Source organism: Paraburkholderia eburnea (genome assembly GCF_002917095.1).
GTDB lineage: Bacteria > Pseudomonadota > Gammaproteobacteria > Burkholderiales > Burkholderiaceae > Paraburkholderia > Paraburkholderia eburnea.
On the sequence record NZ_PQGA01000002.1, the window covers coordinates 501587 to 527103 of the forward strand.

General features: G+C 63.6%; 21 protein-coding genes. 17 read left to right on the plus strand and 4 right to left on the minus strand.

Annotated features, from left to right (window positions below; genetic code table 11):
- Positions 1 to 474 precede the first annotated feature (474 nt).
- The 5 genes from B0G62_RS06805 (at position 475) to B0G62_RS06825 (ending at position 5422) form a co-directional block, all read left to right on the plus strand.
- Complete coding sequence (locus tag B0G62_RS06805; RefSeq protein WP_103703394.1) at positions 475 to 1602, plus strand: branched-chain amino acid ABC transporter substrate-binding protein; 1128 nt, start codon at positions 475 to 477, stop codon at positions 1600 to 1602.
- Positions 1603 to 1745: 143 nt separating this feature from the next.
- Entirely contained in the window at positions 1746 to 2672 is a 927-nt protein-coding gene (gene livH / locus B0G62_RS06810; RefSeq protein ID WP_103703395.1) for a high-affinity branched-chain amino acid ABC transporter permease LivH, read from the plus strand.
- Positions 2673 to 2679: 7 nt separating this feature from the next.
- The gene (locus tag B0G62_RS06815) at positions 2680 to 3954 is read left to right on the plus strand and encodes a high-affinity branched-chain amino acid ABC transporter permease LivM (protein WP_103703396.1); all 1275 of its coding nucleotides are present in this window, start codon (positions 2680 to 2682) and stop codon (positions 3952 to 3954) included.
- Positions 3951 to 4721, plus strand: a complete 771-nt coding sequence (gene livG / locus B0G62_RS06820) for a high-affinity branched-chain amino acid ABC transporter ATP-binding protein LivG (RefSeq protein WP_103703397.1) — start codon at positions 3951 to 3953, stop codon at positions 4719 to 4721. Before B0G62_RS06815 ends, livG begins: the two co-directional genes overlap by 4 nt.
- On the plus strand, positions 4721 to 5422 hold the full coding sequence (locus B0G62_RS06825; protein ID WP_103703398.1) for an ABC transporter ATP-binding protein: 702 nt from the start codon (positions 4721 to 4723) through the stop codon (positions 5420 to 5422). The genes livG and B0G62_RS06825 overlap by 1 nt, the downstream gene beginning before the upstream one ends.
- A 106-nt stretch (positions 5423 to 5528) precedes the next feature.
- On the opposite strand, the gene B0G62_RS06830 is transcribed toward B0G62_RS06825, so the two are convergent.
- Entirely contained in the window at positions 5529 to 6176 is a 648-nt protein-coding gene (locus B0G62_RS06830; protein WP_103703399.1) for a helix-turn-helix transcriptional regulator, read from the minus strand.
- Positions 6177 to 6493: 317 nt separating this feature from the next.
- Between B0G62_RS06830 and B0G62_RS06835 the strand changes: the two genes are divergently transcribed.
- Positions 6494 to 7117: a DUF4337 domain-containing protein gene (locus B0G62_RS06835; protein WP_103703400.1), complete on the plus strand. Its 624-nt coding sequence runs from the start codon at positions 6494 to 6496 to the stop codon at positions 7115 to 7117.
- Positions 7118 to 7176: 59 nt separating this feature from the next.
- Here the strand turns inward: B0G62_RS06835 and B0G62_RS06840 are convergent, their stop codons facing one another.
- Positions 7177 to 7641 (minus strand): hypothetical protein, encoded by a 465-nt coding sequence (locus B0G62_RS06840; protein ID WP_144270343.1) that lies wholly within the window; start codon positions 7639 to 7641, stop codon positions 7177 to 7179.
- A 148-nt stretch (positions 7642 to 7789) separates the two neighbouring features.
- Positions 7790 to 8266, minus strand: coding sequence for a DUF2501 domain-containing protein (locus tag B0G62_RS06845; protein ID WP_407671131.1), 477 nt, complete (start codon positions 8264 to 8266; stop codon positions 7790 to 7792).
- A 738-nt stretch (positions 8267 to 9004) separates the two neighbouring features.
- On the opposite strand from B0G62_RS06845, the gene B0G62_RS06850 reads away from it, so the two are divergent.
- Positions 9005 to 10243, plus strand: coding sequence for a transposase (locus B0G62_RS06850; RefSeq protein ID WP_167401196.1), 1239 nt, complete (start codon positions 9005 to 9007; stop codon positions 10241 to 10243).
- Between the two features lie 258 nt (positions 10244 to 10501).
- Here the strand turns inward: B0G62_RS06850 and B0G62_RS06855 are convergent, their stop codons facing one another.
- The gene (locus B0G62_RS06855; RefSeq protein ID WP_103703403.1) at positions 10502 to 12040 is read right to left on the minus strand and encodes a mannose-1-phosphate guanylyltransferase/mannose-6-phosphate isomerase; all 1539 of its coding nucleotides are present in this window, start codon (positions 12038 to 12040) and stop codon (positions 10502 to 10504) included.
- Between the two features lie 493 nt (positions 12041 to 12533).
- On the opposite strand from B0G62_RS06855, the gene B0G62_RS06860 reads away from it, so the two are divergent.
- The 10 genes from B0G62_RS06860 to B0G62_RS06905 all read left to right on the plus strand — a co-directional run bounded on the left by B0G62_RS06860 (position 12534) and on the right by B0G62_RS06905 (position 25510).
- The gene (locus B0G62_RS06860) at positions 12534 to 13913 is read left to right on the plus strand and encodes an undecaprenyl-phosphate glucose phosphotransferase (protein ID WP_103703660.1); all 1380 of its coding nucleotides are present in this window, start codon (positions 12534 to 12536) and stop codon (positions 13911 to 13913) included.
- A 137-nt stretch (positions 13914 to 14050) separates the two neighbouring features.
- Positions 14051 to 15502, plus strand: a complete 1452-nt coding sequence (locus B0G62_RS06865; RefSeq protein WP_103703404.1) for a UDP-glucose dehydrogenase family protein — start codon at positions 14051 to 14053, stop codon at positions 15500 to 15502.
- A gap of 31 nt (positions 15503 to 15533) precedes the next feature.
- Positions 15534 to 15983 (plus strand): arsenate reductase/protein-tyrosine-phosphatase family protein, encoded by a 450-nt coding sequence (locus B0G62_RS06870; RefSeq protein WP_103703405.1) that lies wholly within the window; start codon positions 15534 to 15536, stop codon positions 15981 to 15983.
- On the plus strand, positions 15980 to 17155 hold the full coding sequence (locus tag B0G62_RS06875) for a polysaccharide biosynthesis/export family protein (RefSeq protein ID WP_103703406.1): 1176 nt from the start codon (positions 15980 to 15982) through the stop codon (positions 17153 to 17155). Before B0G62_RS06870 ends, B0G62_RS06875 begins: the two co-directional genes overlap by 4 nt.
- A 48-nt stretch (positions 17156 to 17203) precedes the next feature.
- Positions 17204 to 19435 (plus strand): polysaccharide biosynthesis tyrosine autokinase, encoded by a 2232-nt coding sequence (locus B0G62_RS06880; RefSeq protein WP_103703407.1) that lies wholly within the window; start codon positions 17204 to 17206, stop codon positions 19433 to 19435.
- Between the two features lie 17 nt (positions 19436 to 19452).
- The gene (locus B0G62_RS06885; protein WP_103703661.1) at positions 19453 to 20379 is read left to right on the plus strand and encodes a glycosyltransferase family 2 protein; all 927 of its coding nucleotides are present in this window, start codon (positions 19453 to 19455) and stop codon (positions 20377 to 20379) included.
- A 69-nt stretch (positions 20380 to 20448) separates the two neighbouring features.
- On the plus strand, positions 20449 to 21600 hold the full coding sequence (locus B0G62_RS06890; RefSeq protein WP_103703408.1) for a glycosyltransferase family 4 protein: 1152 nt from the start codon (positions 20449 to 20451) through the stop codon (positions 21598 to 21600).
- A 32-nt stretch (positions 21601 to 21632) separates the two neighbouring features.
- A complete protein-coding gene (locus B0G62_RS06895; RefSeq protein ID WP_244193149.1) occupies positions 21633 to 23132 on the plus strand; it encodes a glucose-6-phosphate isomerase in 1500 nt (499 codons plus the stop codon).
- Positions 23129 to 24328 (plus strand): glycosyltransferase family 4 protein, encoded by a 1200-nt coding sequence (locus B0G62_RS06900; protein WP_103703410.1) that lies wholly within the window; start codon positions 23129 to 23131, stop codon positions 24326 to 24328. Before B0G62_RS06895 ends, B0G62_RS06900 begins: the two co-directional genes overlap by 4 nt.
- 24 nt (positions 24329 to 24352) lie before the next feature.
- Positions 24353 to 25510 (plus strand): glycosyltransferase family 4 protein, encoded by a 1158-nt coding sequence (locus B0G62_RS06905; protein WP_103703411.1) that lies wholly within the window; start codon positions 24353 to 24355, stop codon positions 25508 to 25510.
- Positions 25511 to 25517: the final 7 nt, after the last annotated feature.

Below are 25517 nucleotides of genomic sequence, written 5' to 3' on the forward strand. Positions count from 1 at the left end.
TTTCGGATCGGAAATCGATTTCTTCCAAACCGCGCCAGCCGGTCGTTCTGGCGGATCGACGTCGTTTCCATCCGTCACACCCCGCGATTTTCCAAATGTTTTCAAGCTCCTTGGCCGGATTTTCGTCAATTGACGGCGATCAATACTTTGGGAGGTATCGGAAAAAACCCTTGGTTGCGAGTGCGGGATTTTATTGATAGCATCCGCCGGTCGCTGATTGAGTCCGGACCACCCTCCGGTACGAAATGCAGTGAACGGGGCAGGCGGATCGCTTGCGCAACAGAGGCCGCGTAACCGCGCGATTCTCTCCGAACTCAACCGCTACAACGCGGGTGATAAACGCCGGGCCCCGTCACGTCTTCATTTTTTCTGGCCCGTCGTTGTCGTCCCCCTTGGGCCTGTCCTCGGGGTGCTGTTCGTTTGCGCAGGTCATCCGTCTGACCGGTTGACCCCAAAACAATCGAGGAGCTCCTGATGACGTCGTTGTCCCGTCTTACCCGCCTTACCTCCGTCTCCGCGGCCGCCGCGCTGCTCGCTTTTGGTGCAGCCGCTCACGCCGAGACCGTCAAGATCGCTATCGCCGGCCCGTTCAGCGGCCCGGTCGCTCAGTACGGCGACATGGTCAAGGCTGGCGCCCTGACCGCCATCGACCAGATCAACGCCGCTGGCGGTGTGAACGGCAGCAAGCTCGAAGCCGTCCTGATGGACGACTCGTGCGAGCCGAAGCAGGCCGTCGCCGTCGCCAACAAGATCGTCTCGCAGCACATCCAGTACGTGGTTGGCCACGTCTGCTCGGGCTCGACGATCCCCGCTTCCGACATCTACGAAAACGAAGGCGTCGTGATGGTCACGCCGTCGGCGACCGCGCCGCAGCTGACCGAAGGCAAGAAGCGCCAGTTCATCTTCCGCACCATCGGCCGCGACGACCAGCAAGGCCCGGCCGCTGCCGCTTACATCATCAACAAGGTCAAGCCGAAGAAAGTCGCGATCCTGCACGACAAGCAGTCGTACGGCCAGGGCATCGCCACGTCGGTGAAGGCTGCGCTCGACAAGGCGCACATTCCTGTCGTCGTGTTCGAAGGCATCAACGCGGGTGATTCGGACTACTCGGCAATCGTCACCAAGCTCAAGGCGCAAGGCGTCGATTTCGTCTACTTCGGCGGCTACCACCCGGAAATGGGCCTGCTGATGCGCCAGTCGCGCGAGCAGGGCGTCAAGGCCACCTTCATGGGACCGGAAGGCGTGGGCAACAAGGACGTGACGGCCATCGCCGGCCCGGCCTCGGAAGGCATGCTTGTCACGCTGCCCGCCGACTTCGCGGCCGACCCGGCCAACGCGAAGCTCGTGAAGGCATTCGCCGATGCGAAGCGCGACCCGAACGGCCCGTTCCAGATGCCGGCTTACGCAGCAGTCGAAGTGATCGCCGACGGCATCGCCGGCGCGAAGAGCACGGATCCGACCAAGGTTGCGGCTTACCTGCACAAGAACGCGTTCAACACGCCGATCGGCAATGTGCAGTACGACGCACAGGGCGACCTGAAGTCGTTCCGCTTTGTCGTGTACACGTGGCACAAGGACGCGACCAAGACCGCCGTGAACTGATCCCGGCGCATCGGCCGCACGCCCCGATTCCCTCCTCCCGCTTCGGCGGGCGGGGCGTTTTTATGGCGGTCGCTCGCACGGGAAAGATCGACACGGTTTCAAAAAGGCTCTCTTACCGGCTCATACGCCGCGGGGCTTAAGGCATGAATGATTTTCTTCCGCAGTTCACCCAGCAGCTCGTCAACGGGCTCACGCTGGGTGCGATCTATGCGCTGATCGCCATCGGCTACACGATGGTCTACGGCATCATCGGCATGATCAACTTCGCTCACGGCGAGATCTATATGATCGGCGCCTATGTGGGCCTCGTCACGCTCACGGCCATCGGCACCACGGCGGGTTATCCGCTGCCGCTCGTGCTGGGCGCGGCGCTCATCGTCTCGGTGGTGGTCACCGGACTCTACGGTTTTGCGGTCGAGCGCGTCGCGTATCGGCCGCTGCGCGGCGGGCCGCGTCTCGTGCCGCTGATCTCCGCGATCGGCATGTCCATCTTTCTGCAGAACTACGTGCAGATCGGGCAGGGCGCGCGCGACGTGTCCGTGCCGATGCTGATTTCCGGCGCGCTCGACTTCAACATGGGCGGCAACTTCGACGTGACGATTCCGTACGCGCGCATGTTGATCGTGGGCACCACGGTCGTGCTGATGATCGCGCTCACGCTCTTCATCTCGCGCTCGCGCATGGGCCGCGCGTGCCGCGCCTGCGCCGAAGACATGAAGATGGCGAACCTGCTCGGTATCGACACGAACCGCGTGATCTCGTTTACGTTCATTCTTGGCGCGATGCTGGCGGCGGTGGGCGGCGTGCTGATCGGTCTCACGATCGGCAAGCTCAATCCGTATATCGGCTTTATCGCGGGCATCAAGGCGTTCACGGCGGCGGTGCTCGGCGGCATCGGCAGCATTCCCGGCGCGATGCTCGGCGGCGTGCTGTTGGGTCTGGCCGAAACCTTCGCATCGGCGTACATGCCGTCGGAGTACAAGGACGTCGTGGCATTTGGCCTGCTCGTGCTCGTGCTGCTGTTCCGTCCCACCGGCCTGCTCGGCAAGCCGGACGTCGAAAAGGTGTGAGGTCGATATGAGCCAAACTGTTTCGGTTCGCGCGGCCAGCCATAGCGGCCCGTCTTCGTCGCAGACGCTGAAGGGCGCGTTTGTCGCCGCCTTTGCGACCATCATCCTGACCGCCCCGATCCTCGGCCTGCAGCTCACGCTCGATGGTTATCAGGTGGTGTTGCAGCAGCATTGGCATCCGGTGTGGATCGCCGCTGCCGTGGTGTTCGTGTTTCAGCTCGTCAAGCCGATGTTTGTGCGCGCAACGAGTTCGGTGAAGTTGCCGAAGGCGCCTGCGCTCGGTGCGCGCCAGCAGCGCGTCGCGATCTGGGTGCTGCTCGCCTTCGGCGCGGTCTTCCCGTTCATCAGCTCGCGCGGCACGATCGACGTCGCCACGCTTGCGCTGATCTACGTGATTCTGGGTCTCGGCCTGAATATCGTGGTGGGCTTCGCGGGTCTGCTCGACCTCGGTTACGTAGGCTTCTACGCGGTGGGCGGCTATACGTATGCGCTGCTCAACCAGTACTTCGACTTCACGTTCTGGGAATGCCTGCCGCTCGCGGCGCTGGCCGCGGCGACGTTCGGCTTCGTGCTGGGCTTCCCGGTGCTGCGTCTGCGCGGCGACTATCTCGCGATCGTCACGCTCGGCTTCGGCGAAATCATCCGCCTGCTGCTGAACAACCTCACGAGCATCACGGGCGGCCCGGACGGCATCTCGGGCATTCCGAAGCCCACCGTGTTCGGTTTCGAACTCGCCCGCCACGCCAGCGTGGAAGGCGCCAAGACCTTCAACGAGCTGATCGGCATCGAGTACAGCGGCGAACACATGATCATCTTCCTGTACCTGCTCGCGCTGGTGCTGGTGGCATTCACGCTGTTCGTCACGAGCCGCCTGCTGCGCATGCCGATGGGCCGTGCATGGGAAGCGCTGCGCGAAGACGAAATCGCCTGCCGATCGCTCGGTTTGAATCCCACGCGCATCAAGCTCTCGGCGTTCACGCTGGGCGCTTCGTTCGCGGGTCTGGCCGGTGCGTTCTTCGCGGCGCGCCAGGGGCTCGTCACGCCCGAGTCGTTCACCTTCATCGAATCGGCGCTCATTCTTGCCGTGGTGGTGCTGGGCGGCATGGGCTCGCAACTGGGTGTCGTGCTGGCTGCGATCCTGCTGACCGCGTTGCCCGAAGTGGCGCGCGGCTTTGCCGAGTACCGCATGCTGATCTTCGGTCTGGTGATGGTGCTGATGATGATGTGGCGTCCGCAGGGCTTGTTGCCCGCAAGCCGTCCGCACGTGGAGTTGCCGCAATGAGTGCACAAGCATTGTTGAAAGTGGCGGGTCTGCAGATGCGCTTCGGCGGTCTGCTGGCCGTGGATGGCATCGAGTTCGACGTGCGCCCGAATGAAGTCTTCGCGATCATCGGCCCGAACGGCGCAGGCAAAACGACGGTGTTCAACTGCGTAGGCGGCTTCTATAAGCCCACGGCGGGCGACATCGTGCTCGACGGCCACGCGATCAACGGCCGGCCGAGCCACGAGGTCGCGCGTCGCGGTCTCGTGCGCACGTTCCAGAATATTCGTCTCTTCAAGCAGTTGACGGTGCTCGAAAACCTCATGGTCGCGCAGCATCTGAAGGTGAACCGCAACATGCTCAGCGGCCTGTTCGCGACGCCTTCGTATCGCCGCGCCGAACGCGCAGCGCTAGAACGTGCCGCGTACTGGCTCGAACGCGTGGGTCTGAAGGACGTGGCGAACCGCGAGGCGGGCACGCTGTCGTACGGCCATCAGCGCCGCCTCGAAATCGCGCGCTGCATGATCACGGACCCGCGTCTGCTGATGCTCGACGAACCGGCGGCCGGTCTGAATCCGCAGGAAAAGATCGAGCTGCAGCATATGGTCGATGGACTGCGCAACGAGTTCGGAATCTCCGTACTCCTGATCGAACACGATATGAGCCTCGTGATGGGCGTCTCGGACCGCATCCTCGTGATGGAACACGGCAAACCGATCATGATCGGCAAGCCCGAAGAAGTGCGCAACGACCCGCGCGTGATCAAAGCCTATCTCGGAGAGGACTGATGCTGAAGCTGGACAAGGTCCATACCCATTACGGCGCGGTGGAAGCGCTGGCGGGCGTGTCGATCGAAGTGAACAAGGGCGAGATCGTCACGCTGATCGGCAGCAACGGCGCCGGCAAGACCACGCTGATGATGACCGTGTGCGGCACGCCGCGCGCATCGTCGGGCCACGTGACGTTCGAAGGTCGGGACATCACGCGTATGCCCACGCATGAAATCATGCGTCTGGGCATGGCGATCTCGCCGGAAGGCCGTCGCGTGTTCCCGAGCCTCACCGTGCTCGAAAACCTGCAGATGGGTGGCTTCTTCGCCGCGCAGCACGAGATCGACGCGGGCATCGAGCACGTTTTCAAGCTGTTTCCGCGCCTGAATCAGCGTGCAAAGCAGCGTGCGGGCACGATGTCGGGCGGCGAGCAGCAGATGCTGGCGATCGGCCGTGCGCTCATGAGCAAGCCGCGTCTCTTGCTGCTCGACGAGCCGACGCTCGGCCTCGCGCCGCTCGTGATCGCGCAGATCTTCGACATCATTCGCACGATCCGCGAAGAAGGCGTCACGGTGTTTCTCGTCGAGCAGAACGCGAACAAGGCGCTGCATGTGGCCGATCGCGGCTACGTGCTCGAAACGGGGCGCGTGGTGCTGGCCGATAGCGCCGACAACCTGCTTGCCAACGACGACATCAAACGCGCGTATCTGGGCGGTTAATAGATAGTTAGCGCGCTTTTAGCGCTACAGGGCGTGACGGAACGGCCCGCGCGGTTTCCCTTTAAAGAGGGCGATTGCGCGGGCCGTTCGCATTTGAGGCGGCGATTCAGTCGCCGCGCTCGGTGAACCCGCGCGGCAGTTGCGCGAGTTGGGCAACGAGCCGCATCAGATCGGCCTGGCCGCGCGTGGCGGTCTTGGCGAAGATGTGATGCAGATGCGTGCGCACCGTGGAGGGAAGAATCCGCAACGTCGCCGCGATCGCGCGCGGATTGCCGCCGTTGCCGACTTCGCCGGCGACGCGCGCTTCGGCAGGCGTGAGCGCGTAGAGCGCAATCAGGTGCTGCTCGATGCCGTGCGGCACGGCCTGGGGATCGTTCACCATCAGCATGGCCAGGCCGGGCCGTGCGCCAAGCGGAGAGATGAGCACTTGAAGCGCGATGCCAGGTATGCCCGCCGTCGTGCGCTCGACGAGCATCGCGCTGCCCGTGCGCGTGGATGCGCCGTCGCCGTCGCCTGCGGCGCTGGCGATCGACGCATGGAGCCGCTGCGTGGCTTTCGGTGACGGCGTCTGCAATCCGCGCGGGCTTTCGCGCAATCCTTGCGGCTGCGCCAGCAGCGCGGCGGCGGCGCGATTGGCAAAGACCACTTGTGCTGCGTTATCGACGATCAACACGGCTTGCGCAAGACCGTCCAGCGCATCGAAGGCATCGAGCGCCGCAAGCGCAGTCAGCGGACCATTCGGTTCAGAGCGCACGATGGGGGAATTGCAGCCGCGAGGGTGAGAAGTGTGGCTGCGCAGCAAAAAGGCGCAGAATGAACCGCATGAGCCACGTTAGCAAACGGCCCGCACGCGCCATGCGCCGCAGCAAGCGCAAGCTGTGCCTCAATGAATAGACGATAAAACTTTCAATAAGATTTCGATTTGATGCGTTTCTCTTTCTTCCTGTGACGGAAATGACGGGGACTGGACAACTGGGCCGCGCTCACGATAATGGTTCGTCCCGCGAGGGACGCGGCACCTTATGCCGGCGCCGCGTAAAGAACACATGAGTTAGACCGGAGAGTTGTTGGATGTCTGAAGAGTATGAAGTGCACGGGCCGCACGATCACGCGGTCGAACATGCGGCGGGCGGCCACGGCCATGGCGGCCATGGGGCCGAAGCCGGAAGCGGGCGCGATCCCTTTCCGGGCCGCATGGCGGTGATGACGGCGATCCTGGCGTCGATCGGCGCCATCCTCTCGTATCAGAGCGGCAACAGTGAAAACCTCGCGCTCTATTACAAGAACGAGGCCGCGATTCACAAGACCGAGGCCGCAAATCAGTGGGCTTATTACCAGGCCAAGGGCGAAAAGCAGAATCTCGCCGAACTGGGCGCGTCGCTGGCCGCGCTCGCGCCGAATGCCGCCGAAGCCCAGCGGCATTTCGCCGCCGATGCCGACCGCTATCGCCAGCAGAAGGACCCGATCCGCGTGAAAGCCGAGGCGCTGGAGAAGCAGGTGCAAGCCGACGATGAGCAGGCTGAACATCTCCTGCACGGCCACCATCGCTGGGCGCAAGCCACCACGCTGATCCAGATATCGATTGCCTTGACGGCGATTACCTTGCTCACGCGCCGCAAGTGGCTGCTGCGCACATCGGTGGGTGTTGGCGTTGCGGGTGTGGTGATGGGCGCGCTTGCGTTCTTCGCGGGCTGATTGCGCCAGCGAACGCCGACAAGCGCTGGCACAAACGCTGGCACAAGCGCCGGCAAATTCTAGCCGCCACACACGATGGCGGTCAGCAGCAGCGGCACCACGGATTTGACCGTGGCGTCGCTGTTCGCCTCGCTCACGCGCGTGCGGACCGATTCCGCCGGAGCGGACACCACGACGCCATAGAGCGGCGACTTGATCTCCTTGCCTGCGCCGCGGCGAAACAGGTCGTCGTCGCGCGCATAGCCGAGCACGACATAGATCGGGAAGCCGAACGCGCTCATGCGGCTGCCTTGTGCGGGGCGGAACGCGTTGACCGAATTCGCCTCGACCCGGCTCGGCTTCGGGTCGATGGACTTTTCTTCAATCAGTGTCGAAATAAATTCATGCGGATTCGACGTGCAGTCGAACCGTTTGTCCTGCGCTTGCTGAGGTTGCGCGCCGAGCGGCGCGCAAAATCCCAGCAGCGTCGCGAGGGCGGCGAAGGCGGACAGACAAGGCACCACGGGGACTCGACGCTGTTTCATGGCAGTGACGATGGCAGGAATGGCTACCGCTTGAGTTCCACTGGGGTCCATTCGACACCGAAACCGCCGTCCTGTTCAAGGGGGCGGCATACAAATTGCGCACATCTGCGCCGTGCCGCCCTCCTGCCAGGTGCCATTGCAGCGGTGATTACAGCATCGACTTGGCCTGACTCAGGATCTTGTCGCATACCTGTTTGGTGGCGGCCTGCTTGAGTCCGCTGCCGGAGAGGTCGAGTTGCTGGCCGTTGCCGGCGGTGAGAATGCCGCTGCTGCCTTTCTCGTAGCCGCTATCGGTGGTGGAGGCGCCGCCGGGCAATTTGCTGAGCAGCGAGTCTTTCACGTTGCCGGCCGCGTCCGCGTTCAGGTAATTGTTCTTGATGCAGAACTGCAGCAGGCCCGTGACGTTGCCCATGCTGTTCGAGCTGACCGACGAGCCCGAGAGCGAGCCAAGTCCGCCCAGATTGCCGAGCGCGCCCGAGGTCGAGCCGCTATTGCCGCCCTGGTTGAGCAGGTTGCCGAGTTGGGCCTGCGCGGTATGCCAGGGCGCGAGCAGGGCGGCGGCCATAGCCGCGGTGGCGGTCACGGCGATCAACGCGCGCGTGCCGCGCGATGTGGATGTTTGCATACACGATTCTCCTTGAGGGCCATGGCCTTCGTACTATAGACGGAATCGTCGCGTGGCTTTTGCAAGGTGGCTGTTTGCACATGCGGCCAGCATGAAACAAGCGATACGACCGGCGTGTTGAATGCAATTCATCGCGCTGTCATTTGTTGCGGGCACAACCGAGTTTCGGGAGAGAGGGCGGGACAAAATTGATGCGCGATGTTTGAAGTCGCTGCAATTGAAATTGAAATCGAAATTGCGGAATAAAGGTATTCAAGTGGAGATGGCCGTGCGATGGGGTCGGGCACGCGATGCGGAAAGTAACTCGCATTAACACGCCGATACGACGCTACAGCAGCACAACAGGTGTCTTGCAGGATGCCTACGATGATGAAAATGCCTTATTACAGGGGCTTTTCTGGTAAAACGCCGAGGGCTTGCGCACCGTTTTGCAAGCGCGACCGGGCATATTTCGCGCCACGCAAGCTGTGACTTTGTTTCTAACCGTAACACTTATTACGGTCCTCCTCATTGGCTGGTTTCAGGTGGTATGCTTCCTGCACAAATTCTCCCTTGCACGAGTGAGACCACGTTCTTTGCGTCAATACTGTGAATACGCGCACAGTCAAAGTGCAGCCGGTAACGCAAATGAACAAGTCATATAAGCATATGGTGCAACCGAGCACGCCCACGCGGACAGCAAGATCCGCGAGCGACGCTCCGTCACTGCAGCCCCGGTCCGGCTGCGTGGAGAACAGCATGAATTTCGAAGAACTGAGCGACGACGAGTGGATGGTTGTGTCCTCGCTCGTATCCGATGAACCGCCTATACGGCTCAATCGCCGCGGCCGCCCGCGCGCGGAGCCGCGCGTCGTGGCGAACGCCGTGCTGTGGATCTTGACGACTGGCGAGTCCTGGTCGCGTCTGCCCGCACGCTATCCGTCCGGACCGACTTGCCGCCGCCGTTTCGAAGAATGGCACGTCAGCGGCACGCTTCTTGAGCTGGTGCAGTTGCTCACGCAGCGCGGCCGCAGCTTCATCTATGTGCCCGAGCCTGCTCAGGCGCAGGTCGCGGCGAGCCCGCAGGCTACGCCCGCCGTGGCCGTCGTAGTCGAGGAAGCCACTGAAGACGACGGCTTGCCCGCCGTGTACTGGAAGAGCCCGGAAGCGTGGCAGGCGCCCGCGTCGCTGGCCGATGTGGCTCCCCTGGCTACCAACCCGGCTGCCAACCCGATCGAGAGCATGACCCGTCAGCTTGCCCGTCTGGACGAAGCCTTGACGCAGGCTCAGCATCGCACGCCCGCCGCGAAGGCGGGGCAGGCGTCGCCCATGGTCCCGCCGCAGGCCGACGCTAGTGCCGGCGCCGCGCGTGTGAAGTCGCCTACAGCAGCGCCCACTGTAGTGCCCACAGTCGCGCGCACGCTCGTGCCCGAAGAAAACTTCGAGGTCTCCAGTCTCGCGCCGCAAACCGGGCAGATCGCCGAATGGCGCGGCTACGTGATCCATCTGAGCGTGGAGCGGGCGCGTAGCCGCATGCATCGCGGCATGTATCGCGCGGCAGCGGAAATTCTCAAGGATGGCAGGCGCGTCGAGCGCACCGGCCTTATCGGCCCGGCGTTCGACGATGCCGATGCGGCTCGCCACTATGCGTTCGACTGGGCACGTCAGTGGATCGATCGCGAAGGCCCGCACGCGTCGGGCGGCGGCGTCGATGGTGCCGACGGTGCCGATACGGACCCCGAGGACAAAGGCCCGGATGTTTCGCTCGCGCGTGCTCACGGCAACAACGGCGGCGTGGTCACACGCGCAATGCCGGTAGCCTCGCCGGCTTTGGCGACCGCTGCCTCGCACGTCGTCGCCAACGGCGTGCGTCACGCGCCGCTGCAACGCTATAGCAACAGTGCGCTGCGCACGCCCGGCGATACCCGCGACGGCTCGTCCGCCACCGGTGCCGAGCGCCATCCTCAGGCTTCGCGCTACAGAACGCATCTGAGCTAGGCGGCGGCCTGCTGCATCACCGGCCGCCGCTGTCACCCGCGCTGTTCCGCTGTTCGTCGAACGTAATTCCAGTTCCATCTTTCTGCCCGGCTACGCCGTCAAACGGGTTTTCGATTCGAGGGTTCCGATTCGAAATCGATCATTCCCGTTGCGGCGCATGCCGTGCTGTCTCCGTCTATTTTCATCTGTAGCGGGGCGCTCGCGGGTGCCCCGTCATGTACCAATTCGCCCGAGCCCTTGCGGACCCGGGCGTTTCCATCACTGCCGGCCGTATTGATCGTCGAGACGCACGATATCGTCTTCGCCCAGATACGAACCCGACTGCACCTCGATGATTTCGAGCGGCATCTTGCCCGGATTTTCGAGCCGGTGCGCCACCCCTAACGGGATATAGGCCGATTCGTTCTCCGAAACGATAAATCGTTCCTCGCCGCGCGTGACGAGCGCCGTGCCGCGCACGACGACCCAGTGCTCAGCGCGATGATGGTGCATCTGCAACGACAGGCGCGCGCCGGGTTCGACCACGATGCGCTTGACCTGGAAGCGCTCGCCGCTATCGACGCTGTCGTAGTGACCCCACGGGCGATGCACGAGACGGTGGGCAACCGCTTCGCTGCGGTTCGAGGCTTTCAGGCGCTGGACGATCTTTTTCACGTCCTGCGCGCGCGAACGGTCGGCTACGAGCACTGCGTCGGCGGTTTCGACCACCACGAGATTCTCGGTGCCCAGGCAAGCGATCAACCGGCCGTCCGAGTGCGCAAAGGTGTCGCTCGCGCCTTCGAACATGACTTCGCCCTGGGCCACGTTGCCGGCGTCGTCTTTCGACGCAACCTGCCAGACCGTGTCCCACGAACCGAGATCGGTCCAGCCCGCCGCGAGCGGCACCACGACGCCGTTGGCCACCGACGTATCGCCCGACAGCGGCTCCATCACCGCATAGTCGATCGAGTTCGACGGCGAGCGCGCGAAGCATTCGGGATCCACGCGGAAGAAGTCGCCATCGGCCTTGCCGTGCTCGACCGCTGCCGTGCAAGCCTCGTAAATCGCGGGCTGAAAGTGGCGAATCGCCTTGAGCCAGGTGGAAGCGCGCACGATGAAGATGCCGCTGTTCCACCAGTAGCGCTGCGAGGCGACGTACTGTTGCGCCAGTTCGATATAAGGCTTTTCGACGAAGCCATTGAGGCGCCGTGCGCCATCAGGCTCCTGCGTTGCCAGCGGTTCGCCCACATGGATGTAGCCGTAGCCCGTTTCCGGACGCGTGGGCACGATGCCCATCGTCACGATCTGTCCGTTGGCCGCGTGGCGCACGCCGTCTGCCACGGCGGCCTGAAATGCCGGAAGATCCGCGAGCGCGTGATCCGCTGGCATCACCACCATGATGCCGTCCTGCTGTGTCGAGATCACCGACAAAGCCGCGATTGTCAGCGCCGGCGCCGTGTCGCGCGCGAGCGGTTCGAGAATCAGGCGCGCTTCCTTGCCGGCCGCGCGAACCTGGTCGGCAGTGGTGAAGCGGTGCTCCTCATTGCACACGATCAGGAGCTTGTCGGCGAGCGTCACGCGCTCGGCGAGGGCGTCGAGCCGCCCCGCCGTATCCGCGAGCAGGGAACGCTCGCCGACCAGGTTGATCATCTGCTTCGGGTATTGCTCGCGCGACAGTGGCCACAGCCGCGAACCCGCGCCGCCGGCCAGCACCACGGGACAGACCTGCAATGCGTTATGCGCATCGCCGGGCGCTTCTGCCTGGTGTGCCTGATGAGCCGCGCGTGCCGAGGCCGTTGCGGAACCCGTATCCGTCATCTCGCTCTCCTGAAAAGGGGTTTCGGTTCTGCGATTTGTAGCATGCTTAAAATCGCAATAAAAAGAGTCGTAAAGAAGAAAACGAAAAATATTCGGATTAAATTGAAAAATGTCGATTCGTCATGAATGAATTCGAATAAAAATAAAAAGAAAAATAGGGAATGTGACCGCAGTGTTACGAAATAAATTCAGGCTCATTGTGAGGGATCCGGAAAAATTTTCCGTCCGCAATGCGTGATGAAAGCCTTGCCGGAAAGCCTTCGTGGCAATCGTTGCCGAAAAAATCAGACAAAAAATAGGTCGTTAGCAACGAAACATTTGGAGATACTTTTTGGACTTGCGCGCGGAATTTTTATAGCGCTTTATTAGGGTTTATTCGGATGCGCTTTTGCAGCGCCGGAGCGATCCCGGTGCAGATCCCCTGATTCCCGTAGCGGCGGCCATGATGCAAATCGTATGGCTGCATTTCATTTTTTCAACCGAGGTGCCGGACATGCTGAGCGTTCTAGCCAGGATTATCGATGTTGCCGCCATCGCCGCCGGCGCGCTGCTTGCGGCCGCCCTGCACCACGGACGGTTCGCTGCGCTCTCCGATCCGGAAAGCGTGGCGCTCGCATTTAATTGCGTGCTGGCGATCTGGATGTTTCCCGCCTTCGGCATCTACCAGTCGTGGCGCGGCAAGTCGCTTTATGTGCTGGCGGCGCGCGTGTGCGCCGCATGGATCGCGGTCGAATGCACGGGTATTCTGCTGAGCTTCAGCGTGCACCGTGCCGATTCGCTCTCGCGTGTCTGGCTAGCCTACTGGGTGGTGGCGTCGGTCGCTTTCCTGATCGTTTCCAAGGCGCTCGTGCATATGGTGCTGCGCAGCCTGCGCCGCGAGGGCTACAACCAGAAGGCGGTCGCCGTAGTGGGTGGGCCCCGCTATGCGCGCTTCCTCGTCGAGCAAATGAAGAGCCGCCCGGAAGCGGGTTTTCATCCCGCACTCGTGTACGACGAGGATAGCGATGCCGACGGCGATGCGCGCCTCGACGGCGTGCCGGTCGAGCGCAACCTGCAGGCCATGCTCGAATTCGTGCGCGAGCATGACGTGCGCGAACTGTGGCTTGCGTTGCCGATCACGAAAGAGCGCACGATTCACCGCATCGTCATGGCGATGCGCAACGATTTCGTGAACATCCGCTTCATTCCCGATGTGCGCAGCCTGTCGTTCTTCAGCCAGCCCGTGGTCGATCTGCTTGGCGTACCGGCGATCAATCTCGCGGCTTCGCCGGTGACGGATCTGAGCGTGCTGCCCAAGCGTGTGTTCGACATCCTGTTTGCCGGGGCGGTGCTGGTCGCGCTCGCGCCACTCTTCGCGCTGGTCGGGCTTGCGGTGAAGCTCACGTCGAAGGGGCCGGTGTTTTTCAGGCAGCGCCGCAAGGGGCTCGACGGCAACGAGTTCGAGATCTACAAGTTCCGCTCGATGAAGGTGCACGCGGAAGTCTCGGGCCAGGTCACGCAGGCGCGCCGCAACGATCCGCGCGTGACGCGCGTGGGCGCGTTCCTGCGCCGCACGAGTCTGGACGAACTGCCGCAATTCATCAACGTGCTCAAGGGCGAGATGTCGGTGGTGGGACCGCGTCCGCACGCGCTCGCGCACGACGACATTTACAAGGACCTCGTGCGCGGCTACATGGCGCGCTATCGCATCAAGCCGGGCATTACCGGCTGGGCGCAGGTCAACGGCTTTCGCGGCGAAACCGATCGCGTGGAAAAAATGCGCGACCGTGTGCGCTTCGACCTGCACTACATGCAGCACTGGAGTTTCGCGCTCGATCTGCGCATTGTCGCGATGACCATGTGGAAGGGCTTCGCCGGACAGAACGCGTACTGATCATAAGCATGTCGAAATAATGAATCGAATACGAATTAAACACGCATCGAATTCACATTGAGCATACCAGGCGCGCGCCGTGCGCAGGTGGACGCGGCCCTGGTGGACATCAACAGGCAATCACATTTGAGGTGGGCATGAATCTGACGATCATTGGCAGCGGTTATGTGGGTCTCGTGACGGGCGCGTGTCTGGCCGACATCGGCAACGACGTGTTCTGTCTCGACGTGGACCAGCGCAAGATCGACCTGCTCAATCAGGGCATCGTGCCGATTCACGAGCCGGGCCTGAAGGAAATCATCGAACGCAACGTGCGCGCGCGCCGTCTGACGTTCTCGACCGATGTCGAAGCCGCCGTCGCCCACGGCGACGTGCAGTTCATCGCGGTGGGCACGCCGCCCGACGAGGACGGCTCCGCCGACCTCCAGTACGTGCTGGGCGCCGCGCGCAACATCGGCCGCATGATGAACGGCTTCAAGGTCATCGTCGATAAATCGACGGTGCCGGTCGGCACGGCGGCGCTGGTGCGCGACGCGATCGCCTCCGAGCTGCGCAAGCGCGGCGAGAGCCACATGTTCTCGGTGGTGTCGAATCCGGAGTTCCTGAAGGAAGGGGCCGCCGTGGACGACTTCGCGCGGCCCGATCGCATCGTGCTCGGCTGCGACGAAGACGTGCCGGGCGAGCGTGCCCGCGAGCTGATGAAGCGCCTGTACGCGCCGTTCAACCGTAATCATGAACGCACGCTCTATATGGACGTGCATTCGGCGGAATTCACCAAGTACGCCGCCAACGCGATGCTGGCCACGCGTATTTCGTTCATGAACGAACTGGCGAATCTGGCCGATCGCGTCGGCGCCGATATCGAAGCGGTGCGCCGCGGCATCGGCTCCGATCCGCGTATCGGCTATGACTTCCTCTACGCGGGCTGCGGTTACGGCGGATCGTGCTTCCCGAAGGACGTGAAGGCACTGATGCGCACTGCTGAGGATTTCGGCGAGCCGCTGCAGATCCTGCGTGCCGTGGAAGCGGTGAACGAAACCCAGAAGCAGGTGCTGGCGCAAAAGATCGTCACGCGCTTTGGCTCCGATCTTACGGGCCGGACGTTCGGCCTGTGGGGTCTCGCCTTCAAGCCGAACACCGACGACATGCGCGAAGCGCCGAGCCGCACGCTGATTGCCGAACTGCTTGCGCGCGGCGCACGCGTGCAGGCCTACGATCCGGTGGCGGTCAAGGAGGCGCAGCGCGTACTGGAAATCGATCTGCAGAAGACGCCTGGGCAGCTCGAACGTCTCGTCTATGCGAACGACGCGATGGAAGCCGCGCACGGCGCCGATGCGCTCGTGGTCGCGACCGAATGGAAGGTGTTCAAGGCGCCGGACTTCGAAACGCTCAAGGCGCAGTTGAAAGCGCCCATTGTGTTCGACGGGCGCAATCTGTACGAGCCGCTTTCGCTGCAGGAACTCGGTATCGAATATCACGCCGTGGGCCGCGCGAGCGCCACGCAGGCGAGCCGCGCGCGCGCCGAAGCGGCCACGTCGACGCAATCGACACAATCGCCACAAGCGAAGCAATCGCAGCTGACCGCGTAATTACGCAGTCAAAACGAGGAGTCATGAGTCCATGTTCAACGACGTATTGATCGTCTGCCATGCGAATGTTTGCCGCTCGCCAGCGGCGGAACAGCTCTTTCGTGCACGTCTTCGCGAGCGCGCGGTCGAGCATGCAGGCGCGTTTCATTCGGCGGGTCTGCGCGCGCAGGAAGGCGCGGACATGGACCCGGTGATGCAGCGTCTGCTCGCCGAGCGCGGCGTGGAGGTCGGCGAGCACCGCGCGCGCCGCCTCACGAGCCGCCTCGTGCGTCAGGCCGACCTTGTACTGGTCACGGAGCGCCAGCAGGTGTGGGCGGTCGAGCGGATCGAGCCGACCGCGCGCGGCAAGGTGTACGCGCTCGGCAATTGGGAGAACTCGGACGTCGCCGATCCGCATGGACTCGATGAGGCCATGTATCGCGACAGTCTCGAGTTGATGGATCGTCTGGTTAAGGGATGGCTGAGCCGAATATGCCAATGAGTAAACTCAATCTGATGAGCGCGCTGGCGCTGAGTGTTTTCGTTTCCGCGTGCGCAACCGCGCCCGGCAACTACCTCGATACTTCCAGCCTCAAGGAGCAGCCGGGCAATCAGCCGCAGCAGCAGTACGACGTGCATCTGATCGACTCGCAGCTCGTCATGCAGCAGGCCCAGGATGCCGCGGCGGCGCAGAAGAGCGATCTGCCGCCGTCGAAGTACGCGTCGCCGGCCGACTACGTCTATCACCTCGCGCCTCAGGACATTCTGGGCGTGACGGTGTACGACCACCCGGAACTGTCCACGCCGCAAGGCTCGACGTTCTCGACGGGCGGCAACACCACGCAGACGGTGGGGCAGGCGCTCACGCAGCCGTACACCAATGCGTTGTCGGGGCAGTCCGACCCCTACGGGCAGACCATCGCGAAGGACGGCACGATCTACTTTCCGTTCGTGGGCCGCGTGATGGCCGCGGGCAAGACGCCGGGCCAGTTGCGCGATCAGCTTGCCTCGGGCCTCGGGCCTTACATCAAGAATCCGCAGGTGGACGTGCGCGTGCTCGCCTACCGCAGCCAGAAGATCCAGGTGACGGGCGACGTGAAGACGCCAGGGCCGCTTTCGATGAGCGACGTGCCGCTCACGCTCGTCGACGCCATCACGCGTTCGGGCGGCAGCACCGACAACGCCGACATCAATCGCGTGCGTCTCACGCGTAACGGCAAGCTCTATGTGCTCGACGCCAACCGCATGCTCGATTCGGGCGACGCGACGCAGAACGTGATGCTGCAGGACGGTGACATCGTCAATGTGCCAGATCGTTCGGATAGCAGAGTATTTGTGATGGGCGAAGTGAAGACGCCGCTTCAGACCGGCCTGATTCGCGGCAATCTGACGATTGCCGATGCGCTCACGGCGGCCGGCGGCATTCTCGATACGGATGCCAACCCGCGTCAGATCTTCGTGATGCGCGGGATGAAGAGCAATCCGACCCAGCCGGAGATCTACCGCCTCGACATGACCCAGCCCGACGCGATCATGCTGTCGTCGCAATTCCAGCTCAAGCCGCTGGATGTCGTGTACGTCGGCACGGCCGCCTCGACCACCTTCAACCGTGTGTTGCAGCAGGTTCTGCCGACCGTGCAGACGGTCTTCTACCTGAAGCAGATCACGCGCTAGGAGCGTGGGGTCATTCCTTCCTCGCAACACGAGTTAATACGGGATCGAATCGTGAGCATTCAAGCCAACAGTCAGGCGGCCCCGGCGGCCCGCACAGAGGAAGAGGACGTCGTCCTCGGCCAGTTGCTGCGCGTCATCATCGACGACATCGGCTGGCTCATCGCGATCGCGGCGGTGGTGGTCGGCTGCGCCGTGTTTTATTGCTTCGTCGCCAAGCCGGTCTATACGGCCGACACCCAGGTGCGCGTCGAGCAGGCCGATTACACCTCGCAGGCGCTGACGCAAACGCAGTCGGGCGCCAACATTACGAGCGGTCAGCAGGGCTCCCTGCCGACCGATGCGGAAATCCAGATGATCCAGAGCCGTAGCGTGCTCGAACCGGTCGTCAGGCAGTTCAAGCTGAACTTCACGGTCTCGCCGGTGACGCTGCCGGTGGTCGGCAGCCTTGCCGCGCGTCTGGCGACGCCGGGCACGCCTTCGCGCCCGTGGTTCGGCCTGAGCAGCTATGCGTGGGGCGGCGAAGTCGCCAACGTGGATTCGATCGAAGTCGCGCCCGAACTCGAAGGCAAGAAGCTCACGCTGACCGCTTTGGACGACAATCGCTATGTAGTGTCGAGTCCGAACGGTGTGCGTCTGCTCGAAGGCACAGTCGGTCAGCAGGTGCAGGGCGGCGGCGTCACGATGCTCGTGAGCGATCTGAAGGCCCGCCCCGGCACGCGATTCACCGTTGTGCGCATGAACGACCTGGACGCCGTCACGGGCTTCCAGAACGCGGTCAAGGTACAGGAGCAAGGCAAGCAGACGGGCGTGATCGACATCTCGCTCGAAGACAACGATCCCGATCACGCCGCCCAGGTGGCCAACGCCGTCGCCGAATCGTATCTGCGCGAGCACGTCGCCACCAAGCAGGCCGATGCGAGCAAGATGCTCGACTTCCTGCGCAGCGAGCAACCGCGCCTGAAGTCGGACCTCGAACACGCCGAAGCCGCGCTCACCGCCTATCAGAGCAAGTCCGGCTCGATCAACGCCAGCGACGAAGCCAAGATCTATCTGGACGGCAGCGTGCAGTACGAGCAGCAGATTTCGGCACTGCAACTGCAGATCGCTTCGCTGCAACAGCGCTTTGGCGACCAGCATCCGGTGCTGATCGCGGCGCGCCAGCAGCTCGCGCAACTGCAAGGCGAACGCGCCAAGTACGACACCAAGTTCCGCGACCTGCCCGCGACCGAAGTGAAGGCCGTGCAACTGCAACGCGACGCGAAGGTGGCGGAAGATATTTACGTGCTGCTGCTCAACCGCATTCAGGAGCTTTCGGTGCAGCGCGTGGGCACGGGCGGCAACGTGCATATCGTCGATCCGGCGATGCGTCCGGGCAAGCCCTCCAAGCCCAAGAAGCTGCTGATCATCTCGGCGGCCGCGATGCTTGGCCTGATCCTCGGCACCGGCTTCGTGCTGATGCGCCGGAACATGTTCAAGGGCATCGTCGATCCGGACGTCATCGAGCGCAATTTCCAGTTGCCGGTGTACGGTCTCGTGCCGCTCTCGGCCGAGCAGGCGGTACTGGAAAAGCGCGCGCCCGTGCGCGGCGGCACGCGTCTGCGCGAAGTGCTGGCGAACGCAGCGCCCAAGGACCTCACGGTCGAAAGCCTGCGTTCGTTGCGCACCTCGCTGCAGTTCAGCGTGATGGATGCACGCAATCATGTAGTCGTGCTGACGGGTTCCGTACCGGGCGTGGGCAAGAGTTTCCTCACGGCCAATCTGGCCGTGCTGCTCGCTCATTCTGGCAAGCGCGTGCTGATGATCGACGGCGACATGCGCCGCGGTGCGCTCGAACGTTATCTGGGCGGCCCGCAGGAAAACGGTTTTTCCGAGCTGCTTTCGGGGCAGATCGCGCTGGACGAGGCCATTCGTGCGACCGAAGTGGATAACCTGCACTTCATCTCGTGCGGCCGCCGTCCGCCTAATCCGTCCGAGCTGCTGATGTCGCCGCGCCTGAGCCAATACCTCGAAGGACTCGCTAAACGCTACGATATTCTGCTCATCGATACGCCACCGGTGCTGGCCGTGACCGACGCCGCCATTATCGGCGGCCATGCGGGCTCGACCTTCGTCGTGCTGCGCTCGGGCATGCATACCGAAGGCGAAATCGCCGATACGCTCAAGCGTCTGCGCAACGCAGGCGTGCGCGTGACGGGCGGCGTTTTCAACGGCGTGCCGGCGCGTGCGCGCGGCAGCTATGGCTATGGCTACGCTGCGGTGCAGGAATACCTGAGCGCCTGATGAAGGGAGAACACGTGATGAAAGTGACCGTGCTCGTGCCGACGTATCGGCGTCCTGAAGATCTTGCGCGCTGCCTTTCCGCGCTGCTGTGCCAGCAGCGCGCGCCCGATCAGATCGTGATAGTGGCGCGCGCCGACGACGCCGCCACGCATGCCTGTCTCGCCGAACATGTGACGCCGCGCGTGCTCAATGTGGAAGTGGCGACGGTGGACGAACCGGGCCAGGTGGCCGCGCTCAATCGCGGGCTTGATGCTGCGACGGGCGACGTGATCGCGATCACCGACGACGACGCCGCGCCGCGCGCGGACTGGGTCGCACGTATCGCCGCGCATTTCGAGGCCGATGCGAAACTCGGTGCGCTCGGTGGACGCGACTGGGTGCACGAGGAAGGCCGCGTGCTCGATGGCGAGCGTGAGCTGGTGGGGCGCGTGCAGCGCTCCGGGCGCATTGTCGGCAACCATCATCTGGGCGTGGGCGAGGCGCGCGAAGTCGATCTGCTCAAGGGCGCCAATATGAGCTACCGGCGTGCGGCGATCGGCGAATTGCGCTTCGATCGCCGCCTGCGCGGCACCGGCGCGCAGACCCATAACGACATGGCCTTCAGCATGGGGGTGAAGCGCGCGGGCTGGAAGCTCGTCTACGACCCGCTCGTGGCCGTCGATCACTATCCCGCACCGCGTCCCGGCGAAGACCCGCGCAACGCGCAGACGCTCGCGTCGATCCGCAACGGCGCGTTCAATTTCCATCTGATCCTGCGCGGCAATCTCGCGCCGCTGCACCGCGAAACCGCGTGGTGGTGGTGGACGCTGATCGGCACGCGCGTCTATCCGGGCCTCTTGCATACGGGCCTGAGCGTGGTGCGCTCGGGCTCGGCGGGCGCGGCTTTCGCGCGTTGGCGCGCGGTGCGCGGCGGCGCACGCGAAGCGCGCCGGGCGATGGCGTGAAGGAAGCGGCCTGAACGGCATTGCCGAATGAATCGACGCGTCAGCATACGAATTTACGGAGGACCCCGAATGAGCAGTACGACCGTCCACGTGCACCTGTTTTACGGCGCCGATCCGCGCCACTATCGCAAAGGCGAGCATATCGGCTCGCTGTACGGCTATCATCACGCGGAGTCCGCGGAGTTTTCGCTCAACTACGCGCAGGACGCGCGTGAAGGCAAGCCGATGCGCTTCGTGCGCCGCGCGCTGAAGGCGGCGCTCGGCTTCGACTTCATTCACGCCTGGCGCAACCGCCGCGCGATGCTGGCGTCGGACGTGATCTGGACGCATACGGAGCAGGAGCATCTGGCCGTGGCGCTCGTGCTGTTGATGCAGGCGAAGAAGGGCGGTGCGCGGCCTCTGCTGCTCGCGCAGAGCGTCTGGCTGCTCGACCGCTGGCCTGGCTACGGCGGCTTGCGCCGCGCTTTCTACAAGCGCCTGCTCGCGCGCGCCGACCGCCTCACCACACTCGCCAGTGAAAATGCGGCGCTGTGCAAGGATTACTTCGGCCGTGCCGCGACGCCGCTACTGTACGGGCTGAATACACTCGATTTTCCGCCGTGTCCGCCTTCGCACTGGAAGCCGCACACGCCTGTGCGCGTGGCGGCGATCGGCAATGACCGCGACCGCGACTGGACGACGCTCGTAGCCGCCCTGCGCGACGACGCGCGCTACGAAGTGCGCATCGCGACGCGTCGGCGCATGCCGGCCTCGGCGCGCGCCGCGAACGTGGAGATCGTGCGCGTGTCCGGCATCCAGCAACAGCATGCGCTCTATGATTGGGCCGATATCATCGTCGTGCCGCTGCGTCCCAACACGCACGCGTCGGGCATCACCGTGATGCTGGAGGCGGCAGCGCTCGGCAAGCCGATGATTGTCACGAAGGTCGGCGCGCTCGACGATTACTTCGACGATCAAGCCGCGTTCTACGTCGAGCCGTTCAACCCCAAGCAGTTGCGCGACGCGGTCAACGCGCTCGTGGACGATCCCGCACGCGCGCTCGCCCAGGCGCGCGAGGCCTGCGAGCAACTGAATACGCGCGACCTCACGACGGAGAATTATGCACGCCAGCACGCGCAGCTCACGCGCGAGATGCTGCTCGAACGCGATCCGCGCACGCAGACCGCCGCGCGCGCCACGATGGCGGCAGGCACGACCGGCCAGTTGCCGCGCGGGATGTGATCATGCGCGTGCCGTCCACCCTCCCCGGTGCTATGCCGCCTGGCGCGCCCGCAGCGGCCCAGGTGGCCAGGCGCGCGCCGAAATCGGGCCTGCGCCGCGCACTTGGCCGTGACACGCTGCCGGTCATCGCGCTGTGGATGCTCACGGCGCTGCTGATCCTCGCGCATCAGGGCTCGGTCCTCACGCTCGCGTTCCCGGCGTTGGCCATTGCCACGGGCCTGTGGCTCTATTTCGTGAATCCGGTGCGCTATATCGGCTTCATGTGGTGGCTCTGGTTTTTGAGCCCCGAAGTGCGCCGTCTCGCCGATTACGGCAAAGGCGGCTTCACGCCCACAAGCCTGATTCAGGTCGCGCCGCTCGCGGTCACGATGATCAGTGGGCTGTCGCTGCTGCGCTATTACCCCGTGCTAGCGCAGCGTCGCGGTCTGCCGCTGCTGCTCGCGTTGCTCGGCATCGGCTACGGCTTTGTCGTGGGCGTCGTGGCGAACGGTCCGGCCGCCGCCGTGTTCGACCTGGCGAACTGGGTCTATCCGCTGCTGATCGGCTTTCACATCATGGTACTTACGCGCCAGTACGAAGAAACGCGCGACACCATCGTCAATACCTTTATCTTCGGCATGCTCGTGATGGGAGCCTATGGCCTCGTGCAGTTCTTCATCATGCCGCCGTGGGACGCGATGTGGATGATCGGCTCCGACATGAATTCGCAGGGCGACCCCGTGCCGCTCGGCGTGCGGGTGTTCAGCACGATGAATTCGTCTGGGCCGTTCGCCTTCGCAATGATGGGTGCGATGGTGCTCGTGATGGCGGCGAAGCACCGGATACGCTGGATCGCGGCGGCGTTTGGCTTCTTCTCGTTCGCACTCTCGCTCGTGCGTTCGACGTGGGGCGGCTGGGCGATCGCGATGGTGATCCAGTTGATGAAGTCGAGCAACAAGGTGCGCGTGCGCATCATCGTGAGCGCGATCGTGCTTGCGGGTGTCTGCGTGCCGCTGCTGACTTTCGGGCCGGTCGCCGACCGCATGCAGCAGCGTCTTAACACGCTCGTGAATCTGAGCGACGACCAGAGCTACGAGGCGCGTAACCAGTTCTACGCCGATTTCGCCAAAACGGCCTTTACCGATGTGACGGGCGAGGGCCTGGGCGCGACTGGCGCATCGACGAAGCTCTCCAGCAGCAATGGCCAGCTCGGCCAGTACGGCAGCTTCGACAGCGGCGTGATGAACATTCCGTTCGTGCTGGGCTGGCCCGGCACGCTGATGTACATGTCGGGCGTGCTGTGGCTGCTCGCGCGCGCGGTGCGCGTGGCGCTGCGTATGCCCGAGGACCGCTACGTTTGCGCCTGCCTGAGCCTGATGGTGTCGATCTTCGCGATGCTGGTGTTCACCAATTCGCTGGTGGGCACGGGCGGGCTGCTGCTGTTTTCAAGTGTTTTTTCCATTCTCGGCGCGGGGCACTGGCGCAGGATGATGCGGCGCCAGGCTAGCGGCATTACCCCGGTCATTACCCCGACTACGGAGGTCTCCGATTGAGAGTCGCAATCGTCACGCATGTGGTGCGCCATAACGACGGCCAGGGGCGCGTCAACCATGAAATCGCGCGCGCGGCGCTCGATGAAGGGTTCGAGGTCACGCTGGTGGCTTCGCATGTCGCGCCGGAACTGCTCGCCCATCCCAAGGTGAAATGGGTGCGCGTGCAACCGTCCAGGCTATGGCCGACCAACCTGTTGCGTCAGCAGGTTTTCGCGCTCAGGAGTGCACTCTGGCTCAAAAGCCATCGCAGCGAATACGACGTGTTACACGTGAACGGCTTCATCACGTGGGCGCAGGCCGATGTCAACACCGCGCACTTCGTGCACGGCGGCTGGGCGCGCAGCAAGTACTACCCGTTCGGTCTCACGCGCGGCGTGTGGTCGGCGTACCAGTTTGTCTACACGCGGGCGAATGCTGTGCTGGAGCGCTGGGCCTACCGGCGCTCGCGCGTGATCGCCGCCGTGTCGCGCAAGGTCGCCGACGAGATCCGCACCTCGGGGGGGGACCCGCTCGAACGGCTCGACGTGATTTACAACGGCGTGGATACGCGCGGCTTCTCCGGCGCGAGCGCGGATCGCGCGAAGTTCGAACTGCCCGCCGACAAATTCCTGCTGCTGTTCGTGGGCGATCTACGTACGCCGCGCAAGAATCTCGGCACCGTGCTGCACGCGCTCAAGCAGTTGCCCGAACATGTGCATCTGGCCGTGGCAGGGTATTTGCCCGGTAGCCCGTATCCGGAGATGGCGCGCGAACTCGGCATTGCTTCGCGCGTGCATTTTCTCGGTCTGGTGCGCGAAATGCCGGTATTGATGCGCAGTGTCGATAGTTACGTGTTTCCTTCGCGCTACGAAGCAATGAGTCTTTCGCTGCTGGAAGCGATGGCGTCCGGCTTGCCGGTGGTGACGGCACGCACGGCCGGCGGTGCGGAAATCATCACGCCCGACTGCGGCATCGTGCTGGAAGATCCCGACGACGCGACGGCGCTTGCTGGTGCGATCCAGCAACTCGCCGACGATACGCCACGCCGCGTCGCAATGGGCGCGGCCGCAGTGGAACTGGCCGGCAACTTCGGCTGGGCACGCATGGCCGCGCAATACATCGCGCTTTACCGGCAACTGGCGGGCGAGGCAGGCGCCACGGCGAGCAGCGACCCGTGTGCGGAGCACGCGGAACGCGTTGCGCCCAAAGTTGCATAACAAGTTGAATCACAAGGACACGCGATGACGAAACACTCCATCCATTCGCTACAGATCGGCATGCACTGGTTCCCTGAGCGCGCTGGTGGCCTCGACCGCATGTATTACTCGCTCGTGGGCGCATTGCCGGGTGCGGGCGTTCATGTGCGCGGTGTTGTAGCAGGCTCTCCCAAGGTGGCCGAGGACAGCGGGGGCGCGATCCAGGGCTTCGGCTCGGCGGCGCGCGCGCTGCCGTTCCGCCTGATGGACGCGCGCCGCGCGTTGCGCGCCGAAATCCGCCGCCATCGCCCTGATGTGATTTCCTCGCATTTCGCGCTTTATACCTTTCCTGGACTCGACGTTACGCGCGGCATTCCACAGGTATCGCATTTCCAGGGACCGTGGGCCGACGAAAGCCTTGTTGAAGGCGCGGCCACGCTGAGTCAGCGTATCAAGCATTCGCTGGAACAATCGGTGTACGAACGATCGTCGCGGCTGATCGTATTGTCGAAGGCCTTCGGGGACATTCTCACGAAGCGCTATGCGATCCCTGCCGAGCGCGTGCGGATCGTGCCGGGCTGCGTGGATACGGCGCATTTCGATCCGGCCTGCTCGCAGGGCGAGGCGCGTCTGCGGCTGCAATTGCCGCAGAACCGTCCGATCGTGCTGGCCGTGCGTCGCCTTGTGCGCCGCATGGGGCTGGAGGATCTGATCGATGCGGTAAAGCAGGTCAAGCAGCGGCACCCCGATATTCTGTTGTTGATCGCAGGGCGTGGGCGTCTGGAGGCGGAATTGCAGCAGCGTATCGAAGCGGCTGACCTCACCGATAACGTCAAGCTACTGGGCTTCGTGCCCGATGCGCACCTGCCTTCGCTCTACCGCGCCGCGACCTTGAGTGTCGTGCCTACCGTGGCGCTCGAAGGCTTCGGCCTGATTACCGTGGAGTCGCTTTCCGCAGGCACGCCGGTGTTGGTGACGCCGGTGGGCGGTTTGCCCGAAGCCGTGGCCGGACTGTCGCCGGATCTGGTGCTGCCGGAAACAGGCGCGGCGGCGATAGCCGAAGGTATCGACGCTGCACTTTCTGGCCGCATCAAGCTACCCGACGAAGACGCCTGCAAGCGCTATGCGCGTGAGCATTTCGACAATGCGGTGATTGCAAAGCGCGTGGCCGATGTCTATGCCGAAGCAATCGCCGCGCACTGATCTGATT

Bases quoted from the DNA above. Each gene is read 5' to 3' on its own strand.
- B0G62_RS06805 (WP_103703394.1), top strand. From the start codon at position 475: ATGACGTCGTTGTCCCGTCTTACCCGCCTTACCTCCGTCTCCGCGGCC.
- livH (WP_103703395.1), top strand. From the start codon at position 1,746: ATGAATGATTTTCTTCCGCAGTTCACCCAGCAGCTCGTCAACGGGCTC.
- B0G62_RS06815 (WP_103703396.1), top strand. From the start codon at position 2,680: ATGAGCCAAACTGTTTCGGTTCGCGCGGCCAGCCATAGCGGCCCGTCT.
- livG (WP_103703397.1), top strand. From the start codon at position 3,951: ATGAGTGCACAAGCATTGTTGAAAGTGGCGGGTCTGCAGATGCGCTTC.
- B0G62_RS06825 (WP_103703398.1), top strand. From the start codon at position 4,721: ATGCTGAAGCTGGACAAGGTCCATACCCATTACGGCGCGGTGGAAGCG.
- B0G62_RS06835 (WP_103703400.1), top strand. From the start codon at position 6,494: ATGTCTGAAGAGTATGAAGTGCACGGGCCGCACGATCACGCGGTCGAA.
- B0G62_RS06840 (WP_144270343.1), bottom strand. From the start codon at position 7,641: ATGAAACAGCGTCGAGTCCCCGTGGTGCCTTGTCTGTCCGCCTTCGCC.
- B0G62_RS06845 (WP_407671131.1), bottom strand. From the start codon at position 8,266: ATGCAAACATCCACATCGCGCGGCACGCGCGCGTTGATCGCCGTGACC.
- B0G62_RS06850 (WP_167401196.1), top strand. From the start codon at position 9,005: ATGAATTTCGAAGAACTGAGCGACGACGAGTGGATGGTTGTGTCCTCG.
- B0G62_RS06855 (WP_103703403.1), bottom strand. From the start codon at position 12,040: ATGACGGATACGGGTTCCGCAACGGCCTCGGCACGCGCGGCTCATCAG.
- B0G62_RS06860 (WP_103703660.1), top strand. From the start codon at position 12,534: ATGCTGAGCGTTCTAGCCAGGATTATCGATGTTGCCGCCATCGCCGCC.
- B0G62_RS06865 (WP_103703404.1), top strand. From the start codon at position 14,051: ATGAATCTGACGATCATTGGCAGCGGTTATGTGGGTCTCGTGACGGGC.
- B0G62_RS06870 (WP_103703405.1), top strand. From the start codon at position 15,534: ATGTTCAACGACGTATTGATCGTCTGCCATGCGAATGTTTGCCGCTCG.
- B0G62_RS06875 (WP_103703406.1), top strand. From the start codon at position 15,980: ATGAGTAAACTCAATCTGATGAGCGCGCTGGCGCTGAGTGTTTTCGTT.
- B0G62_RS06885 (WP_103703661.1), top strand. From the start codon at position 19,453: ATGAAAGTGACCGTGCTCGTGCCGACGTATCGGCGTCCTGAAGATCTT.
- B0G62_RS06890 (WP_103703408.1), top strand. From the start codon at position 20,449: ATGAGCAGTACGACCGTCCACGTGCACCTGTTTTACGGCGCCGATCCG.
- B0G62_RS06895 (WP_244193149.1), top strand. From the start codon at position 21,633: ATGCCGCCTGGCGCGCCCGCAGCGGCCCAGGTGGCCAGGCGCGCGCCG.
- B0G62_RS06905 (WP_103703411.1), top strand. From the start codon at position 24,353: ATGACGAAACACTCCATCCATTCGCTACAGATCGGCATGCACTGGTTC.